The organism is Flavobacterium sp. DW-iso2 (assembly GCF_058725285.1).
In genome coordinates this window covers 113,670-135,542 of the sequence record NZ_JBZXDY010000002.1, presented here as the reverse complement: position 1 = coordinate 135,542, position 21,873 = coordinate 113,670, and the positions used below count along the sequence as shown (strand labels likewise).

Sequence of the window (21,873 nt, the reverse complement as noted above, 5' to 3'; positions counted from 1 at the left end):
GTGTTTTATAAAAGTTTAGATAGAATATTAATGTTATCTGGTAAACGCCCAACATTTTGCAGTTTTAAAGCCGCTAATTTTAAAGCGATATCCAAACACTCATCGATAGTTTTTTCCTTAATATAGGCAAATAAAAATCCAGACCAAAAAGCATCACCCGCTCCAGTTGAGTCCATTACTTTGTCAATTTTTATCGCTGGCATTTCTATGACTTCTTTTCCTTTTTGAGATAATTTCACTCCTTTGCCTCCCAATGTTAAGCATACAATTTCTGCACCTTGATCATGAAAAAATTGAAATATAGCTTCATGAGGTAGTTCTTTCTCAAAAAGGCGAAGCATATCATCCTCACTTATTTTTATTAACGGGTTGAACTGACAATAGGTTTTGATCACCTTAAGAGCTTTCTTTTGACTTTTCCAGAGTTTTTTAGCATAATTTACATCGATACTTAATTTACATCCTAAATCATGAGCTTCCTGTGCCTTTTTTAATATTGTTTTCTGTGCAGGGTTTTTGCTTAAGGCAAAACAGGTAGTATGAAATATTTTAGTTTTAGATAATATTTCACTTGAAATTTGTTCTTCATAAATGCAACAATCTGCTTCACGAAAAGGGATAAAATCAGGTGTGCCTTCAGACCTAGAAACAAAAATAACACTTGTTGATTTATTATCCAATGTATTAATGTGGCTTGTATTGACGCCAACTTCCGATAACTTTTCAAAAATATAGGATCCAAAACCATCTTTACCAACTGTAGCGACCATTGTAGCATTCAAACCTAATCTTGTTGAGTTCATAGCAACATTAGTAGGAGAACCTCCTAAATACCTATGGTAATCTCTAGTTTCATTAATAAGAACACCTTCTTGATGCCCAATAAAATCTATAAGAACTTCGCCAACACAAAGGATATCTATATTATCCATCTTATTATTTATTGAATTATTCACTTAATTTTTTGTTTTCTATTTTTATAAATAAGGTACAGATTGCACCAATGAGCAATAAAACTCCCGCAAAAGTTATAGCCAATCGAGGATCATTATTTAAGAAATGCTTCAAAATAAATCCAAATGATACATTTTGAAAAATCATTGGTATAACAATCATCATATTAATGATTCCCATATACACTCCATAGCGTTCTTTTGGGATATTGGCAACAACCATTAAATATGGAATCCCCATCATACTTGCCCATGCGATTCCATACCCAATAATTACAATAAAGAATAAATATTGATTTTGTATTACAGGGAAGAATAAAAGAGAAATCGCTCCTAATATTAGGCATCCAAAATGAACCATTTTAGCGCCATGCTTTTGCGCTAACTTTGCCAAATAGAATGCGATCGAAAAAGTAACTACGAACCCAAATGCCCCGACTAATCCATTCCAGCGAACTGCTTCACCATATCCAATTTTGTCCGAAGGTGTTGTATCCCAAACCGACAAAGCAATACTTTTAGAATTATTCTGCCAATAACACATCATAGCATACCATTGGAATAAGTAGACTAAAAACAGCTGCCACATTACCTTTGGCATTTCTAAAACGGCCTTATAAATATCTACAAAAGGCGAAATAATATTTAATGGATTGGCTTTTATATATTCAATTTCTTCAGCTGTTGGCGGGATTTCATTGGTTTTACTCATACTCCACCAAATAGATGTGATGGACAAGATTGCCCCGATGAAGAAAGAAGCATACATCCAATTGGGTAATTCGCCGGTGTAACCAACAATTATTAACGGGAAAATCCCAATGGATATATACGCTAAAAACTGACCAAAACCTGTAAAAAAACTTTGGGCTTGAAATCCTATCGGTTGCTGTTCTTCATCAAGTGTATCTGCAATAAAAGCGCGATAAGGCTCCATAGCAGTATTGTTCCCAACATCTAATATCCATAATAATCCCGCTGCCATCCATAGTGAACTGCTAAAGGGAAACAAAAATAAAGCAATACTACAAACCATTGCTCCTATGAAAAAATAAGGCTTACGTCTTCCCCATCGTGGATGCCAGGTTTTATCACTCATAGCTCCTATTATAGGTTGAACTAATAAGCCCGTTAAAGGTCCCGCAAGGTTTAATAAAGGAATTTCATCTGGGCTTGCATGCAAAAAATCATAAATAGGATTAACGGCACTTTGTTGTAATCCAAAACTATATTGGATCCCGAAAAAACCAACATTCATATTAATTATCTGCCAAAAACTAAGTTTTATTTTCGGTATATTCATTGCACTTAATTAGTTAATCCGTTTTTTTTCTGGTTATAATATTTAAATTTAATTTTAAAATTGCCAAATAATTAAATAATTAAAACAAAAACGTTTTCGGTAGTACCGAAAACGTTTTCGAATTCATGAAATAATATCGAATTTTCTTTTTTACATTTTTAAAATAGGAATAATTATTTTTGTCTCCCAGCTCAGCTCATTCCCTCCGTTAAAAGGGTTTGCTAGGAAATGTTCCAGTGGTTGGTGGGCTAAGTCGATTCCCTGCTTTTGTGCATAGTCTAACAAGGTAAACCAAGCTCGGTCTGAAGTCCTGAAATTACCGTAATAAGTTGCCTGTAATCCCTTAATCGCTTTTAAGGTTTTAAACTTCACAAATTCATTTTCAATGAACTTAGTGTCCTTAGCAATGGGAAAGCAATAATTGAAATCAAGCATTTCTTTATCCAAATCCCAATTTTGAATTTCGACATATGGTTTCCCTATGATTTTGATATTATTTTGTTTCAAATAGCCTGTTATAATTGCATCATTTGCAATCATTGTCTGTGCTTTTTCCTGCATTACACTTTTTAAATTGATATAAGCAACAAACGTTTCCTCGGAAGTTTTAATTCCATCAATTTTAATTTTAAAGCTTTCCAAATGTTTATTTAACCCATTTCTAAAATTAGTAATCTTTTCAATTTGTTGTTTTCTAAAATAAGTTGCAACAAACGGAACAGTCAATCGGTTGTAAATACTATTATTAAAATCCTTTATGCAAGCATTAACTTGAGTAACAGAATCATTTATAGAATTAATTTCCCAAGTATATTCCATTTTTATCTTCCCTTTTGTCATCGATTGCTTGATGAAACTAAAGTTTTTCTTTTCTAGCGTATGATATTCTTCTTTTTCCGTAGATTGTCGCAAAGCTGACCATTCCTGAACTCCTTGAAATACGGTCCCGGTTGCTGTTTTTACCTTAAATGAAATACAGTAATCACTTTTTTTAATAAAAAGATACCACACTAAAAAAAGCGAAATTAAAACGCTAAAAAACAATACTACTTTTTTATTAGTCTTCATTTACTTCGTCATTTTCAATTTATTCACAACAAAACCAGCAATTTCATTCCCTTGTACAATTCCGTTTTCAATTGCTGCTCTGTAATGAATACCTCCATAAAAACGACTCATGGCAGCCTCTTTTGAAGCAGCGTTAAAAGATTTAAAAGATCTGTTTGGCAGACCAAAAGGCAACTCTGAATTATCCACAAAAGCAAAATTATCTCCAAATATCGAAGTTAAAATTGCAGCCGAAACAGTAGAAACCACAGAATGTCCACTAGTGTATTCTGGAAACGGAGGTGTTTGCAAAGCTGGTTTCCAATTTTCATCGATTTCCTGATTAATCACCGTTTCTGGCCTTATGACATTACTCCTGAACTTTTCATCCCAACAGCTAATAAAAGCTTCAAACATTCCGATAGATGTTTCTGTATAAGCAAAAATTGTTTTCTCAAAATTAGCATTTGATTTTTTACAAGCAATTTTGGTAATTCCCATCCAATGCGCGCCTGGAGTTATTTTCTTTTTGGCAAACATCATATGTCCTTGACTCACCGAAACGTAAGGATTACAGTCCCAGAACTGAGCCATCTTAACCTCATCACAACTATCACCCTTCTTTTTCATATCTAAGCTAATATCATAAACCTCTTGTACTTGTTTAAAAAAAGCTGAATTTTTATTTAATGAAAAAGGGAGTGCTGGTATAGGTTTAAATTGAGAGGCAGAATCTAATACAAGTGTTCTAATTTCGCTCCAATGTGGTTCTATTGCATCCATATAAGCCGGTGGAGTTGGTTGCCATCTACCGGCAACATTAGGCAAAACAGAAAACTTAGACATCGTTCGCGTTTGCTTGTAATTGTCTTTATCCATCCATTTCTTGATATGATCTGCTACTTTAAGTCCATATTCTTTAGAAACTTCAAATTCTTTTTCATTAGTCTCGCTCCATTTTTTATATAAGCTATCTCTAAATTTCTCTACTAATTCTTCTGAAAAAACCAACTGCTTGCTCACTTCCATATGAGCAACCAAAGCCGCAACCTCAACATTCACTCCGCTTTTAGGATCTAATTTAGGAGTAGTTCCTAATCCTTTTAACTGAGTTCCTAGAGTGAAATAAGTCTTACTATTTTGAGCAATAACTTCATATGCAGCAATGTTAGGATAAACAAAAATCCTACTAGCAACTGGCGGTGAAAAAATATCATGAATCATTATTTCTGTCACATTTTCTATCGCAGCATGATACTCATCTGTTGTAACTTCAATAGGTTTGTCCTTTTGACATGATATAAATAGTACAACAATTGCTACTATAAAATATTTTTGTAATTTCATTTCTCTTTCTATTTAAATTTGAATATCCTTTTAACCTATTGCTTATTTTCCTTGATCATAGGTAACTCATATACCTCCGCTTTGCTGTTGTTTACAGTCACAAGTAAATATTTTTTCCCTTTCAGAGTAATCATATCTAAATGTCTTACTGCTTTTTGAGACAAGTCAATTCCTAACTTACTACCTAATACAATTGTTTTTGCATCTTTGATTAAAGCTCCCGAAAAACCATCAAATCGACTGTGATAAGGAGATACTCCAAAATAATTACCCGCAGCAAAAACAGCTTCTTTTTTATTGGAATCAAAATTAGATTTCACAAAACAATTAATTGGAGCGACTTGTAAATCATTTGAAAAAGCAACAAAAGTGAATTTTCCGTTCTGATTTTTAAGGTATCCCGATTTTAAATTATGTACTTCAAAATGCTTTGCGTCTGAAAGCATTTTTGGACTAAAGACTTCTTCAACCGTTTTTCCTGCAAATACCTTATAGCTTTTGAATTTCTTTTTTAACATCCCACTAAACTGCTCTGCTAAATCATCAAGTCCCATGGTAGTGTAATAGCTTCCATTTTTTTCAGTAGCTACAATCGTTTCATAAGATCCGTTGTGATCAAAATCATCATAAAACATTTTCATAGGAAACTCCTGAGACGCCTTGAACTTGGAGTTCATCCCCCAGTTCCCTACTATATAATCAAGGTCCCCATCATTATCAATATCAAAAGGTATAATTGCTTGCCACAAACCATTGCTTTTTTCTGGCAACACAGTAGCTGTTACGTCTTTGAATTTTCCGTTTGTATTGGCAAAAAAAGTAGGTTTCATCCATTCCCCTATTACAATTAAATCGATTTTACCGTCTTTATTGAAATCTGAAAATACAGCATCCGTCACCATTCCAATTTTTGAAAAGGTTTTATTTTGAACAATAGAGAAAACACCGTCTGCATTATTTAATAAATAGGAATCTGGAATGCTTCCAAAACGATTATTAACCGAATTATTTCCAACAAAAATATCTAAATCTCCGTCATTGTCATAATCAAACATTTTAACTACAGAAGCATTTTTTGTCAACTCCAATAAGTTTGTTTTTACTAATTGTTTGTTTTCTGATAGATACAAGCGGTCCTGTAAATCGGAGGCGTTTTCACCACCTCCGGAAGCTACAAATAAATCATTGACTTTGTCATTATTAAAATCTCCAATTACAGCGGAAGCATCTTCATATATGGAATCATTGGCTATAGCTGTAAACGTTTTTTTCGAAAATCCATTCCCATTTTGAACATATACCGTTGCCTTTTTATTTTTAGATCCACCAAAGAAAACATCTTCTTTACCATCATTGTTTAAATCTCCTATGGCAGTAGCTGGTCCACGATCGGAACGTTGGTAAGGAATTAATTTTTGAAAAATAAAATCAACGTAGTCGTTTTCCTGATGCGTGAAGTCGATTCCTAAATTATCTTTTACCTTTTTAAATACCGGTACAATAGAAGGATGTAATTTTTGGTAATTAAATACTTTTCTTCTTTTCGCAGCTTTTACTACAATTGTCTGATTGGCCTTTATATCCTTTAAAGTTTGATATGTTTTGTCGGGCCAAATAACCACTAAGGAGTCGATCATTTTTATCTTTCCATATCCAAAATGTAGCATTGGCTCAGAAGAAGATTGAAATCCTCTTGTCGTTTGTAATTCCTTAAACTGTCTTTTTCCTTTTGCATAAGAAATCACTTTAGCTCCTATTCCGAAGGTGTTTTTTCCTTGAAACTGCAGTTTCAACTTTAAGTAATTAGAAGCAGAATCTGTTCTATTGATGTAAACAGATGCAACACTATTCAAATTATTAGTAATAATATCGAGATCTCCATCATTATCAATATCAGCATAACCACTTCCGTTAGAAATTATTGAGTCATTTTCTATCCAGTCCTTAGATCTATTTTTAAAGTGTAAATCGGCAGCTCCTTGAAACATATAGTTCGTACAATTTCCTTTTGGCATTTTATTTAAAGCCTCTTTGTCTAATAATTTAGTAGTCGTTATTTTTGTTTTAATCTGGTCATTAGAATAATACTTTACGTAATCTAAATCATTGGGACGTTTTGGGATTCCGTTACCTACAAAAAGATCCTGTTCCCCATCCTGATCATAATCGGCAAACAAAGCACTCCAACTCCAGTCAGTAGCAGCAAGTCCATTAAGAAGCGCGGTTTCAGTAAAATTATTCCCTGCATTATTCAATTGCAACATATTTCTTGTGTACTGATAATGGTACCCTAATTTTTCGGTTCTCATTTTTAGCATCTGTACATTATCATCTCCTAATGACGATTTTAAAACTTTTTCATTCTCAGGAAGCATGTCGAGCGTTAGAATATCTGGGAATCCATCATGATTGATATCCGCAACATCAACTCCCATCGAAAATCGGCTGGTATGTCCAAAATGTTGTTTTAAACTTTCTGTGAAAGTACCATCGCCATTATTTAAGTAGTAATAATCATCTTCGTGAAAATCATTCCCAACATAAATATCAGGATAACCATCAAGATTAAAATCAGCAACCGCAAGCCCTAATCCATAGCCATTTGCTCCGCCAAAAATTCCTGCTTTCTCACTTACATCAACAAATTTACCATTGTCATTTCTAAATAATTTATCACCACATTCATAGCTTCTTTTATTTCTTACATCGGCATTCCCGAACGATTCTTCCGAATGTACCGCATGATTCAATAAATACATATCTAAATCACCATCTAAATCATAATCAAAAAATGCCGCAGAAGAGCTGTAATTATCTAGGTCCAAACCATATTCGGCGGCACTTTCTGTAAAAGTATTGTCCTTATTGTTAATGAATAATTCATTATGTCCTTCAAAACCATTTATTCCTACAACAGCACAAACATAAATATCTAAATATCCATCCCCATTTACATCTGCCATAACCGTTCCTGCAGTCCAGTCACTTTGACCCTCAACTCTAGCCTTAGTGCTTATATCTTCAAATTTATTATTGCCTTTATTCAGGTACAATTTATTTTTACCTTGATTTGAAGTAAAATAAATATCAACCAAACCATCATTATTAATATCTCCAAGTGCTACACCACCACCATTATAATAATAGAGGTAATCTAGTATAGAAATATTTTTTGATTCTAATAATTGATTATTGAAAGTAATATTACTTTTATCTGAGGCTAGTTTTTCAAATAAATAATGATCTTTTTTTGAGCAACTTACCATTAGCACAGAAAGCAGTGCTATTCGAAAATAATTATTCATTTCTTTTAAATATTTTAGGTGCATTATCATTAATTACGGCAATTATAGAAATGGCGTTTGCCTTGTTTTTTATTGTTTTAAGATGCTTCACTTCGCCTTTCATATAAAATCCAGATTGAGCATAAGGAACCCATGTATAGCTGCCGTTCTTATTCCCTAAAAGAACACTTCCATAATTAGAATCAAGTCTTGAAAACTGTGGTTTAAACTCGTATTGATTCCCTCCTAAAACAAGGTCGAGAATTCCATCTTTATTAATATCTACCACGCAAATGGTGTTCACAGAAGAAAACTGAACTTCTTTTGGCAAAGCTTCTATTTCAAATGTTCCATTTCCTTTATTCATGGCAACCACGCTTTCCTGAATGGTAGCCGTTCTTTGAATTGAATTATTTGTGACATCAGCAACAAAGAGTTCCTGAAAACTTTTCTTAGCGTAATCTGCATAACTTAAATTCTTCTTCTTAATCAATGGTATTTGTTTCGCAACATCCTGTTTTAGGTTCAAAGGCATATCTTTCCCATCTATAGAGCGGGTTGCAATCTGTTCGATAGTTCCATTATTGTCAAAATCATTTACAAACAATCGCATCGGATTTTTTACAGAAGCTTTGTAAGTGGTATTCGTTCCCTTATTCCCTAAAACCAAATCTTTTTTACCGTCATTATTCAAATCTACACAGCTTACTGCATTCCAAAAACCTGAAAATTCTGTTAGATTTGATTTATATTCAACAAGTCTCCTTCCTGTATTTTTAAATATTTTTGGAGCCATCCAGTCCCCTACGATTATCAGATCTTTTTTAGAATCATTATCTATATCTTCCCATATTGCATCAGTAATCATCCCTACAGTATTGAGTTTAAAAGCTTTTTTATCAGTAGCATTAGTAAAATTACCTTTCCCATCATTCTCTAATAATAAATGTTTAGGATCAATTCCATAAACACCAGGAACACTTCGGCTTCCTATAAAAACATCCATATCGCCATCATTATCAAAATCATTTGATACAATCACGGCAACATTATTATTTGTAGTTGGAACAGCCGTTGTACTTTTCACAAACACGCCTTTACCATTGTTTAAATACAAACGGTTTTTATAATTGTTTTGATCGGCTTTTTCATTTCCTCCTGAGCCTATTAATAAATCAATATCGCCATCATTATCTGCATCAAAGAAATTTGCTGCAGTATCTTCGTAGCTCGCGTCTGAATCAAGGCTAACTTGACTAGTCAAACTATAATTACTATTTCCTTTATTCAAGTAAATTTTTCCAGAAACTCCTTTGGCTCCACCAATAAAAACATCTTCATTACCGTCTCCATTAATATCGGCAACTGCGAGGGCTGGACCTTCTTGAGACAGTTCTTTTGAAATTAAACCTTCATAGTCAAAATCGATATAATCATTTTCTTTATGCGCTAAAAATCCAGATTTAGTTTCAACGAAAAGTGGCTTGATCTTATTGTTTTTAGAAAGATAATCCACTTTTGCATCAGTAATTTTCAAATTAATTGTGCTGTTATTATTGATTTTTTTAAGCGTTTGAAACTTCCCATTAGGCCAAATAACCTGTAAAGAATCTATTTTTTTTGTTCCAATACCAAAAGTCATCACATAATCAATAGAAGACTGAAAACCTCTAGAAGGAATAAGTTCTTGTCTCAAAATTTCTTTGCCTGAAAATAATTCTACAACACTTCCTACTCCAAAACTATTTTTATTTCCCCCTTTTAACTTGACTTTAATAAAATGGTTGTCTTTCTTTTTTTCTGAATTATTTTGATAAACAAAAGCCTCCATATTTACATTATTAACAACTAAATCTAAATCCCCATCGTTATCTAAATCTCCATAAGCAGCTCCATTTGAAAAACTAGGAGTACCTAAACCCCAATTTTGCGCTTCATTTGTAAAAGTCAGGTTTTTATTATTTTTAAAGGCATAATTAGGAAGAGGAGAACTTGGCATGCGATTTATTATCGTCTCAATTTGTTCCTTCTTTCCTGTCACGACCATCTTTTGCATAAATTCATTCGCAAAAAAGTCAACAAAATCTTGATTCGTCAAATCGTGATAAATTCCATTACAAACATAAATATCTTTGTAGCCATCATTATCCATATCAAATAGTAAAGCACCCCAACTCCAATCTGTTTTAGCAACGCCGGCGTAATTGGCAATTTCCACAAACTGATTATTTCCGTTGTTAACCTGTAAGGTGTTTTGCATGTATTGATTGAAAAAATCGAGATTTATTTTTCGTAGAAATAAATCATAATTTTCAAAACTAGTTGTGTTTTTTAATCGTTCGTCACCTTCTGGCAACATGTCTGTAACAAATACATCTGCTTTTCCGTCATTGTTAACGTCAGCCATATCTGCTCCCATAGAAGACTGACTGATATGAGAAGCCCAACCTTGAATTTGCTCCGTAAAAGTTCCGTTTTTATTATTTATGTACAGATAATCTCTTTCATAAAAGTCATTAGAAACATAGATATCAGGGTACAAATCCCCATTGACATCTCCTACGGTAACACCTAATCCAAAACCGATTAAACTACCATAAATTCCTGCTTCCTTACTTACATCAACAAATTTTCCGTTATCATTACGAAGCAGACGGTCTCCGCCTCCTTTCAAAATATCAGCTACGTCCCAATACTTGTCTCTCAATTCTCTCTTATTGGAATAATTAAGACTACTTACAGGTATAAAACTATTATTAAGAATATAAGCATCCAAATCTCCGTCTTTATCATAATCAAAAAATGCAGTATGCGTGGTTATTCCAGTATCTGCTAGGTTATAATCTGCTGCTTTTTCGGTAAAAGTAAGATTCCCGTTATTGATAAAAAGTTCATTCTTTTGATTGTCGCCTTGTATGTTTCCAGCATTACAAACATAGATATCCAGTAATCCATCTGCATTAATATCAACCATAACAACTCCGGTTGACCAGGACTTAGAACCTTCTACTCCAGCTTTTTTAGAAATATCCTCAAATTGAAAATTTCCTTTATTTAAATACAATTTATTAGCCCCCAGGTTAGAGGTAAAATAAATATCTGAAAGCCCATCATTATTAACATCTGCAATAGCTACTCCACCACCATTATAAAAATTTCTATATTTAAAGATATTCATGTCAGCTCCATTTTTCACATCATTAACAAAGTTAATTCCGGTTGCTGAGGCATCTAATTTAGTAAATAAAGCATCTTTATTTACAGTATTTTCTTTAGAACAATTAGAAAAAAAAAGAATGAAAATTGAAAAAAAAAGGTAACGATTAAACATACAACTGCTGGGATTTGGTTTCAAAAAAAAGAGTGATTTATTTGTCTAATTTATAAAATAATCATTAAATAAAATAATCAAAATAGAGTAAATAATAAAGAGGGTAACAAGTACCCTCTCTATAACTAACTCAAAACATAAAATTGTAAATAATCCTTAGTAACCAGGGTTTTGCTTTAAGTTTGCATTAAACAAAGCATCTGCTGGAATTGGGAATAATATATATTTATTATCAGAAACGTAAGGCTTCAACTCTCTGGCTGCAAGGAATTTTCCAAAACGCACCATATCATTTCTTCTCCATCCTTCCCACCATAATTCTTTAGATCTCTCTAGGTAGATTCCATCAAGAGTAGTTGGAAAAACTGCTACTTGTCCAGATCTTGAAACAATTTGCGCTAATTTAGCAACGTCATTTGTTCCTGACCCTCCTCTAGCAATCGCTTCCGCTTTCATCATCAAAGCATCTGAATACCTCATAAATACATAATCATTATCAGGCGCTCCTAAATTCTGAGCATCCGGAATGTATTTTTGACCTCTGACACCTGCTGATTCCAATGTAGCTCCACTTGTAATTAAAGTCAAAGCTTTAGTAAAAATTAATGGCTGACCAAGTGGGTTAGCATCATTTTTAATTCTATCACGAGCGATTTCAGTCCCTCCAGGCTTATATATTTGACCAATTTGAAATCCAGTTGGATTACCAAATGCAGTAATTATCGCAGCATCATTGTTTTTAATACGTCTATCATTAGGATTAAATTTATCGTAGTATTCTGCTACAGTAGCAAAACCATTCCATCCATCTGGTGTTTGATTGTAATGCATTCCCATTCTCCAATGGAATTGAATTCCACCTCCAGCACCACCTCTAACATTTTTGGAAGAGAATAATATTTCAGGAGAAGTATCATTACCTGGCTTGAAATTATCCCAATAATCAACAGCTAATGAACTATTAATTGCATCTACATTAGTAACTACTTTTGTCATATCGGCAGGATCAAAAGTATACGGTCCTGCAGGAGCTGCAGCTTTAAAGACACTTTTATTTAAATACAACTTAGCCAATAAAAAATGTGCTGCATCAGCATTCGCAACGCCAGTGTTACCAACGACCCTTGCCGGCAACTGTGAAATTACTGCTTCCACTTCACTAATTACAAAATCTGTAGCTTCTGATCTTGACCAAACTTTAGGGTCATCTGTCAATTTACTACCTGCTTCTCTATATGGTACTTGTCCAAACAAATCAATTACGTTATAGTAATAGAAAGCCCTAAGGAAACGCGCTTGTGTTACTTCAGTTCCAGAACCGTTTTCAATTACTAAATTACAGTTGTATACCTGAGACAGCAAAGCGTTCCATGCATTTCTTACCTCAACGTGATCTGGAGCCCAAGTATGCACATGGATTTGTCTCCAAGTTGCATTATCATCCCAGTCACCACCACGTGTCGGGCCTACTAATGCATCTGTTGACATTTCATCCAACGCAAACATTTGTCCCTGTGTTTCAAAACCTCTCAATCCTTCGTAGGCACTCGTTAATAATGACGAGGCGCTAATTGTTGAAGATCCAGTATCGCTAATAACAACACCGTCTAATATTTCTTCGTCAAGATTTGTACAACTTACCCCTAGTACAATCGTACTAGTTAATAAGATGCCTTTTATAATGTTTATTCTTTTCATCGTGTTTTAATTAAAATGTTACGTTAAGTCCGACAGATACACTTTTGTCTCTTGGATAAGATAAATACTCTATTCCAGCGGAAGGCACACCATTCAAAGACTTATCAGTATCCACTTCTGGATCTGTTCCTGAATAACTTGTGATTACAAATAAATTAGATGCATTTACAAAAAATCGAGCCGATTTAATTTTGGTTCTTTCCAAAATATTTCCGTCAAGTGTGTATCCAAAAGTAAGATTGCCCATTCTTAAGAAATCTCCTTTCTCTAAATATTTTGTCGACGGAGAGTTAGGATCACCCGCTGCTTGTTCAGATATTGCCACTTCTTGAGTCACGTTTCTACCGCCAAGGAATGCTCCTTTAAAGAAATATGCATTAGATGTGTTGTTATAAATGTAATGTCCTAAAGCACCATAGAAAGATGTACTTGCATCAAATCCTTTATAACTAAAACCTGTAGAGAATCCAAGATTAATTTTTGGTAAAGGCTGTTTATCGAGTATTTTTTTAGCAGCGGTACCTAGACCTGTATCATTACCAGCAGCATCCGCATAAATAGAATTACCACTTGCATCATATCCTCTCCATTCATACAAATAGTAGGAATAAATTGGCTTACCATTTGTAACGACCTGAGCATACGCTCCTGACAACCCTTGACCATTTAATCCCCCTGTAGAGATAAATCCAGCAAAGTTGGTCATTTCATTTTTTAAGAAAGAAGCGTTCCCAGAAATATCCCAAGTAAGGTTCTCATTATTAATTATTTTATAACCTAAAGCTACCTCAACTCCTTTATTAATTAAATTTCCCGGTAAGTTTACAAATCTTGGCGATGGAGGACCTGGCTGAGGAGTCGCTGCAGGCACAGGGAAAATTAAATCCTTAGTATCTCTTTGAAAATAATCAACAGATCCTGTCAATCTATTATTAAGGAATTCGAAATCAGCCCCAATTCCATAAGATTTAGTAGTTTCCCATTTTAAATTAGGATTAGCATTGTTTATAGTAGCTGGAGACCCGTTATTAGTACGAATTTGCTTCCCTACAGCTGAATTAGGAGAAAACTCTTGATTTCCTGTCTTACCATAATTCCCTCTAATTTTAAAATCATTAATCCATCCTTCTTGATTATCTACAACTTTGTAAGCGACACCTACAGAAGGAAAATAATCGTATTTATTATTTACCCCAAGTTTAGTTGAACCATCAGCTCTTACCGTTCCAGTAATAATTAATTTTTTATACAAAGTAGCATTTATTCTCCCGAAATAAGATTGCAATTCTACTCTATTTCTGTATGAAGATACTCTATATTCATTTTGCAGTCCACCTTGAATATTATCAATCAAGTTAGTTTGTCCAGAGTCATAACCAATACCTGAAGAGTTATTTCCATCAGCATTATAATCATAATAAGAATATCCCGCTAAGGCATCTAAATTAAAATTATCGCTGATGTCACTGTTATAATTCAACGTGTGCTCAAAAGTTTTATTAAATTTACTTTGATTGGCAATTGCCGCTTGACCATATTTCGTAACAGCTGGATTCGTATCTGGCACTACCGCTTGCGCAGTATTCAAGATTTGAATAGAAGGCAGCAACTGTGTTTTTCTAGACGATGTAGAACTTTCAATACCAAATAAGAACTTGTATGTTAGTTTACTATTGATTTTCCAGGTTGTATTAATACTACCCAATAATTTATTTGTATCGGTAAAATCTTTGTAAGAATCTAACAATTGAACTGGATTCAAATAAGAAGTACTAATAACATTATATGTACCATCTGTATTGTAGATAGGCAATGTAGGATTCCAATACAATGCAGTACCAATTACGTTACCGATATAGCCAGCATTATTAGACAATAATGTCGTTTCATCCTTCAGTGCAGTGTAAATAACTCTTGATTCCACTTTAACAGCTCCATCGAAGAAATCATTAGAGTTGTAAAACGAAGCCGAATATTTATCTAAACCTGAATTTTTAACAATTCCATCTGTGTTAGATGCTCCAAAAGACAATCTTGTATTCGAATTATCTGTAGTTTTACTAAAAGATAAATCATGATTCATAGAAAAACCATTTCTTAATACAGCGTCTTCCCAGTTATAAGATCTTGACCCTTTGTCATCACCACCTGCAGCAACAAATTCATCAGCACTCATCACACCAAAATTACCTGCCTTCTTACTAAAAGTAACAGAAGTACTGTAAGTAAGTTGTGGCACGCTAGATTTTCCTTTTTTAGTCGTAATAACAATTACACCATTAGCTCCACGAGAACCATAAATAGCCGTAGAAGAAGCATCTTTCAATACACTAATACTTTCGATATCATTTTGATTAATAAAGTTCAATGGATTTCTTGCAGAAGACGACCCTAAATCCTGAGCACCGTTATTATTCGTAAGTCCACCTCCGGCAGAAACATTTCCACCATCTAACGGCACACCATCAATAACGTACAACGGTCCGTTTCCAGAACGAATCGAAGAATTTCCACGAACTCTCACTGAAATTCCAGCTCCTGGCTCTCCACTTGACTGAGTTACTTGAACTCCCGCCACTTTACCTCTTAACAACTGAGCTGGTGATGGAGATGCAATATTATCAAAATCTTTGGCCCCTATTTGATCAACTGCACCAGTCGCATCTTTCTTTCTAACAGTACCGTAACCGATAACGACTACTTCTTTCAACTCTGCTGAGTCTTCTTTTAGTATAACATTCACCGAAGTTTTCCCAGCTACATTTACTTCTTGTGTTTTAAGACCAATATAACTAAAAACTAAAATAGCATTTGGTCCGACATTTCCGATGGTGAATTTTCCATCGAAATCTGTTTGTGCTCCATTTGTTGTTCCTTTAACTAATATTGAAGCCCCAGGAAGAGGCCCACTAGAATCGGATACTGTACCGGACACACTTTGCGAATATGTGAAACTTGTACATAATACCGTTAGAAACACCATCAAGCCTTTGGTTAGACTATTTTTCATACGTAATAAATAAGTTGGTTAATAATTTGTTTGAATGGTTTTGTTTAAATTGAATATCAAACTTAGCTAAAATTTATGATAACTTTAAGAAAATCAACAACTACAACGTTTTCGAAGCGCCGAAAACGTTTTCGATTTTAAAATCAATACTTTAAAAATTTAGCTTTAAAATTATGTAAAACGTAAAAATTATACCAAATTTAAATCATTATGTTATTTTAACGTGAATAAAGCGGAATAAACAATCCGTTTTTATCAAAAAAAGTATATTGTATGAGAAACTATTGCTAAATACGCAATACAAATGCGGTTTTCCCGAACATTTCACAATATGAGCCAAACACTCAAAATCAAATCTAATTTTTTAAATACTACTAAAAATAAAATTGCCTCAATTTTACTCGAAAGAATATAATTGAGGCAACCAATACAAAAAGGTAAAAACTATTTCTCGATCGTAATTGTCTTATCGTCTGGACCTAACCCTATAATTTTTAGTGATTTCCATTGCTTTGGTAAAAGTCCTTTATTGTATTTCAAACCTGCATCAGTTTGCTCTACCCCTCCAAATCCATAAATAACTGCTTGAAGCATTGCACCTGCTCCTGTTGCGAAATAAGGATTACTACTATTTGCCGACTCCGAAAAAACACCAAAAGGTGGTCTACTGTTTGGTAAATACGATTTGACAAAATAATTATAGGCTTTGTCTCTATCACCCAGACGCGCATACAATACAGACAAAACTCCCGACGCCATTGCAGGCCCATCTTTGGGATCAATCTTTGCTGCATAATACTCTAGATCCATTTCAATTTGCTTTTTATCAGTAATCACGTGCAATGGGTAGGCCAGTAAATTAACATCCGCTTGTTTTATCATTTCTCCGTTATACCCTTTGTAATTTTGGGTGATTCCATTTTTAGAATGTATCGTTAACTTTTCAGATAATGCGACCCATTTTGGATTTATCGGTTCATTTAATATCGTAGCTGCTTTAATTGTATTTTTCAAAGATTCAATTGCTGATGCATTTGTAAAAGCATTATCATCTACATGCTGTGCGTACTCATCTGCTCCCACAACATTCAGCATAGAATAACTGCCATCTTGATTTTCAACCACCCTACTTACCCAGAAATCAGCTGTTTCTTTTAACACACTCCATTCTTTTTTAAGCCATGACTTATCTTGCGTATAAGCATAGTAATTCCAAAATGCTATAGAAACATCAGCGGTTATGTGCTGTTCAAAAATTCCTGTTAAAGCCCAAGTTGGGGTTGCTTCTTCTCCAGTATCATCAGATTCCCATGGAAACATGGCTCCTTTATAGCCGTAAACAGTAGCTTTTTGCTTAGCTTTTCCAAGTCGATCGGATCTATAATCCAAGCAAGATTTAGCCATATCTGGCTGTAAAGCCAACAGCGTTGGATACATCCATAGTTCAGAATCCCAAAAAATATGCCCATTATACCCTTGAGACGATAATCCCATTGGGGCAATACTTTGTCTTGTTTCTGGTCGTATATAAGAATACAGATTATACAAGGCAAATCGAACTCGCTGTTGCGAATCTAAATCTCCTTCAATTTCAATATCCCCGGTTCTCCACAACTCAGCCCAAGCTTTTTTATGTCGGTTCAATAAGTTATCAATCCCTTCTTGCAAAGCAAAAATGGGCTGCCTTTCAGATTCATTTAAAGGATCTGTAAAATCTTTGGAAGTACAGATTCCACCAGCAATGGCAAATCGGTATTTCTTACCCTTGAGCAGTCGTTTAGAAAATCCCACTTCATTTCCTGTTTGATTCAAAACTTCTTTATCAGCATCAAAAAGAAAGGTTGTCGCTGCCGAAACAGTGTGTTTTCCATTTAATGTTTTTGCAGTAGTTCTAAAAACAGGCATTAAGTATTGATTATCCTTTAAAACTCTAAACTGGCTTTTAGCTTCCTTTAATTCATCAGGAACCGTCATATAGTTATTAGCATTGATTTCAATATCTTTTTTAGGGGTGATTTCAATAATGGCCATAGCCGAATAAGGTATGGCTCTATTGGCTAAAATAGTATAATCAATAACCGCGAGATCTTTGAAGCTAAAAGAAGTTGTACTAGTCCCTTCTTTCATTGAAACCACCTGACTCCAATGATCGATATTGTCCGAGTTTATTTCTTGATTATTTATGCTCAAATGAAGGTTAAGGAATTCTATTCCTCTAACAATTCTACTAATCCCATTTTCTGGACTTGCTTCATAGACTCCATTTAAAATAATTTCTTTTGTTTTTAATGGTATATCATCAGTAACAATACCTATTTGACCATTTGCCATAGCGACACCAAAATAATTTTCTCTTGAAGAGGCTTGCAGATTCCATTCATCTGACTTCGTTTGACTAAATACGGATGTATTTAACAAAATCAGCATTATAAGACGAGCTAAATTTGACTTCATATTTTTTATTTTTATTAATTATTTCAAACTTAAATCATTTATTTTTTACAAATTTAAATATTCACTTAAGATGCTTGGTTTTAGCATCGATAACGTTTTCGATTAATAAGAAAGCCAAAACACAGAAATAAATATAAAAATTACTCTACTCAATAGCAGTCAATTACAACCATCAAAACTAAAACCACCTTAAGAGACTCTTTATAAGTATAATTAAATCATTACTATATGAAACCAAAAAAAATCTTACTTACGCTACTAGCACTCTTTACATGCTTACTATAAGAATCAACAATGGCGCAGAAAAAAGAAGCTACTATTGAAAAAAAATGGTGGAAAGAAGCCGTCGTTTATCAAATTTACCCTCGCAGCTTTAAAGATACGGAAGGTGATGGCGTAGGTGATTTGAAAGGAATTATTTCTAAATTAGATTATATTAAAAGTTTAGGAATAGATGTCGTTTGGCTGAATCCTATTTATGGTTTCCCAAATGCTGATAACGGATATGATATTTCAGATTATCAATCCATTATGAAGGAATTTGGCACTATGGAAGATTTTGATACTTTGCTAAAAGCAATGCATGAAAGAGGCTTAAAATTAGTTATGGATTTAGTAGTCAATCACAGCAGCGACGAACACAAGCGGTTTCAAGAAAGTAAAAAATACAGAGACAATCCATACAGAGATTATTACCATTGGTGGCCTGCTGAAAAAAAAGGCAAGCCAGCTTTTCGCCCCGGAGCTTTCAAAGCCGATGGTAGCGGATGGAAATAAGACAAAACGACGGATTCTTATTATTTCAATTATAAACAACCAGATTTGAATTGGGAGAATCCAAAATTGCGTCAAGAAATTTACAGCATGATGAATTAGTGGTTTAAAAAAGGGATTGATGGATTTAGAATGGATGTAATCCCTTTCATCGCAAAAGACAATTCTTTCCCAGTAATTACTCACGAAGAATTAGATAAAAATGACGAAGGCAGATGGGACGTATATCTTGCTAGCGGACCACATTTACATGACTACTTGAAGGAAATGAATAAGGAAGTCTTAAGCAAATACGATATTATGTCACTCGCTGAAGGCGCAGGTATGTTGGAATCAACTACACTAAACTTTGTTGATTCAACGAGAAATGAATTAAATATTGGCTATCATTTTGATGGAACAAATTTGGGATATATCCCTGGGTATTTCAAAAAAATGAATCCAAACTGGAGTTTAGTAGACTTCAAAAAAATCTATTCAGATTGGGATGCAGTATATAACAAAAAAGGTTGGGGAACCATCTATTTAGGGAATCACGATCAACCCAGAATGACCTCTCGTTGGGGAAATGATTCTCCTCAATATAAAGAACTCTCGTCTAAAATGTCGACTACCTTTTTACTTTCAATGAAAGGCACGCCCTACTATTATAATGGAGATGAAACAGGGATGATAAATGCTAAATTTGATAAAATTGAAGACTATAGAGATATCAAAACATTAGCAGAGTACGAAAAAGTAAAAAATGCACGAGGTGATTTGGAACAATTTATCGAGAGTCAAAAAACAGGCGGAGCAAGAGATAATAGCCGTACTCCTTTTCAATGGAATGACTCTAAGAACGGAGGCTTTACGACTGCCGAACCTTGGCTAAAAGTAAATGACAATTACAGCACTTTAAATGCCGAAGCTCAGGAAAAAGATCCTAATTCTGTTTTGAATTATTTCCGGAAAATGGTGAAATTACGAAAAGAAAATCACGTCTTAGTTGATGGGAAATACACTTTAATTAATGCCTACAACCCTAGTATTTATGCCTACACAAGAGAATTAGAAGGAAAGAAATCATTAGTAATGTTGAACTTTAGAAGTCAGAAGGCAATATTAAACACAAAAATAAACTTTAAAACAGCAAAGCTACTGATAGGGAGTTATGTAAAACCTTCGAAAGCTCTAGAGCTACAGCCATATGAAGCTGTTGTTTTGGAAATAAAATAAAATCACAACTCCTTTTTTAAAATGTATAAAATGAAAAAGAGCATCCTAACAATAGCGTCCCTTAATTTTAGTAACAAATCCAATTAAATTGACCTAAATAATTTGAAAAACAACACATTGCGTCCTTACGAATCATTAGCGCTTTCAATCAAATAAACTAATTGGCCTTTAATTCTATAAATTTATCATTTTAACCGAAACTGTTTTTTGAAAATTGATTTACAATAAATAAATTGTAAGTTTGTTTTCAAAAAACAGTTTTTTTTATTTTTAAAACAGGGTAATCCTACTATGAAAGATGCAACATTAAAACAAATTGCCGCTCAGCTAGGAGTTTCTATCACTACCGTTTCTAAAGCCTTAAAAGACTATCCTGATGTTAGTAAAAAAACTAAGAATACAGTAATTGCCCTAGCAAAAAAATTAAATTACACCCCCAATAGTTTTGCTGTAAACCTAAGAACAAAAGAATCTAGAACTATAGGACTTATAGTCCCTACCGTAGATTACAATTTCTTTTCAAAGGTTTTCGAAGGAGTCCTCAAGGAAGCCGAGAAAAGAAAATACTTGGTGATTATTTTACGCTCTAATGAAAAATTAGAAATAGAGAAAAAACAAATTGATCTTTTGCTAAAAAAAAGAGTAGATGGTATTTTAATGTCTCTTTCGAATGAAACAGGTGATTTTGATCACATTAATAATATTATCGCCTATAAAACTCCCCTAGTCCTTTTTGATAAAATTGCTAAATTAGTGAACTGTTCAAAAGTAATGATCAATGATCGAAAGGCAGCTTATGATGCTGTCACCTATCTTATAAGCAAAGGGCACAAAAAAATCGCACATTTTAGAGGTTCGTACATACCCCAAAATTCCATTGATCGTTTTTTAGGATATAAAAGAGCGCTAGAAGACAACAATATCTTCTATGATTCTAGTTTGGTATATGTATGTGACAACAATACTGATTTTGAAGATGGGTACAATAATGCAAAAAAAATAGTTAATGATCATCCCGATATTAGTGCCATTTTTGCCGTGACCGACTTAGTCGCTGTTGGAATCATTAAATACTTAAATGATATTGGTGTTCAAGTACCACAACAAATAGCAGTCTTTGGGTTCTGTAACTCCTTCATGTCTGAAATAATCACTCCTAAATTAACTACGATCGATCAACCAGGATTTGAAATAGGCAAAAAAGCGGCTTCCATATTATTTGATGAAATAGAATTATTCAAAAGTAACAAAGCTTTTGAATTTCAATCAGTCGAATTAGAAACTAGTATTATAGAACGCGGATCTGCTTAAATTTGCGCTTTATTAGAATTCTAATTTTAAAGACACATTGTTTACAGTTACTTTTCGAAGATAGCAAATAATTATCTCCATTTGATAAATATCATAAAACCATAATTCTTAAAATAAAAATGAATACCTTAGTTGCTATTATT

At 33.7% G+C, this 21,873-nt stretch carries 11 protein-coding genes and 1 pseudogene; 3 read left to right on the top strand and 9 right to left on the bottom strand.

Annotated elements, in window-relative coordinates; translation table 11 throughout:
* Positions 1 to 5: 5 nt before the first annotated feature.
* The 9 genes from AC4PRO_RS01995 to AC4PRO_RS01955 all read right to left on the bottom strand — a co-directional run bounded on the left by AC4PRO_RS01995 (position 6) and on the right by AC4PRO_RS01955 (position 18,427).
* Entirely contained in the window at positions 6 to 932 is a 927-nt protein-coding gene (locus tag AC4PRO_RS01995; protein WP_492116102.1) for a carbohydrate kinase family protein, read from the bottom strand.
* Positions 933 to 948: 16 nt separating this feature from the next.
* Complete coding sequence (locus AC4PRO_RS01990) at positions 949 to 2,256, bottom strand: MFS transporter (protein ID WP_492116101.1); 1,308 nt, start codon at positions 2,254 to 2,256, stop codon at positions 949 to 951.
* Positions 2,257 to 2,406: 150 nt separating this feature from the next.
* Positions 2,407 to 3,324, bottom strand: coding sequence for a GyrI-like domain-containing protein (locus AC4PRO_RS01985; protein WP_492116100.1), 918 nt, complete (start codon positions 3,322 to 3,324; stop codon positions 2,407 to 2,409).
* Complete coding sequence (locus tag AC4PRO_RS01980; RefSeq protein ID WP_492116099.1) at positions 3,325 to 4,650, bottom strand: vanadium-dependent haloperoxidase; 1,326 nt, start codon at positions 4,648 to 4,650, stop codon at positions 3,325 to 3,327. It lies immediately after the preceding gene.
* A gap of 35 nt (positions 4,651 to 4,685) precedes the next feature.
* Positions 4,686 to 7,955 carry a VCBS repeat-containing protein gene (locus AC4PRO_RS01975; protein WP_492116098.1) on the bottom strand — a complete coding sequence of 1,090 codons (3,270 nt, stop codon included), beginning with the start codon at positions 7,953 to 7,955 and terminating at the stop codon, positions 4,686 to 4,688.
* Complete coding sequence (locus tag AC4PRO_RS01970; protein WP_492116097.1) at positions 7,948 to 11,265, bottom strand: VCBS repeat-containing protein; 3,318 nt, start codon at positions 11,263 to 11,265, stop codon at positions 7,948 to 7,950. The genes AC4PRO_RS01975 and AC4PRO_RS01970 overlap by 8 nt, the downstream gene beginning before the upstream one ends.
* 156 nt (positions 11,266 to 11,421) lie before the next feature.
* The gene (locus AC4PRO_RS01965) at positions 11,422 to 12,963 is read right to left on the bottom strand and encodes a RagB/SusD family nutrient uptake outer membrane protein (protein ID WP_492116096.1); all 1,542 of its coding nucleotides are present in this window, start codon (positions 12,961 to 12,963) and stop codon (positions 11,422 to 11,424) included.
* A 10-nt stretch (positions 12,964 to 12,973) separates the two neighbouring features.
* On the bottom strand, positions 12,974 to 15,973 hold the full coding sequence (locus tag AC4PRO_RS01960; protein WP_492116095.1) for a SusC/RagA family TonB-linked outer membrane protein: 3,000 nt from the start codon (positions 15,971 to 15,973) through the stop codon (positions 12,974 to 12,976).
* Between the two features lie 444 nt (positions 15,974 to 16,417).
* Positions 16,418 to 18,427, bottom strand: a complete 2,010-nt coding sequence (locus AC4PRO_RS01955; protein WP_492116094.1) for a kojibiose hydrolase — start codon at positions 18,425 to 18,427, stop codon at positions 16,418 to 16,420.
* A 294-nt stretch (positions 18,428 to 18,721) separates the two neighbouring features.
* On the opposite strand from AC4PRO_RS01955, the pseudogene AC4PRO_RS01950 reads away from it, so the two are divergent.
* The 3 genes and pseudogenes from AC4PRO_RS01950 to AC4PRO_RS01940 form a co-directional block, all read left to right on the top strand.
* Positions 18,722 to 20,185, top strand: a pseudogene (locus AC4PRO_RS01950) (alpha-glucosidase); the annotation flags it as partial.
* Positions 20,159 to 20,419 (top strand): alpha-glucosidase C-terminal domain-containing protein, encoded by a 261-nt coding sequence (locus tag AC4PRO_RS01945; protein WP_492116202.1) that lies wholly within the window; start codon positions 20,159 to 20,161, stop codon positions 20,417 to 20,419. The pseudogene AC4PRO_RS01950 and the gene AC4PRO_RS01945, both read left to right, overlap by 27 nt.
* A gap of 291 nt (positions 20,420 to 20,710) precedes the next feature.
* Positions 20,711 to 21,730: a LacI family DNA-binding transcriptional regulator gene (locus AC4PRO_RS01940; protein ID WP_492116093.1), complete on the top strand. Its 1,020-nt coding sequence runs from the start codon at positions 20,711 to 20,713 to the stop codon at positions 21,728 to 21,730.
* Positions 21,731 to 21,873 lie beyond the last annotated feature (143 nt).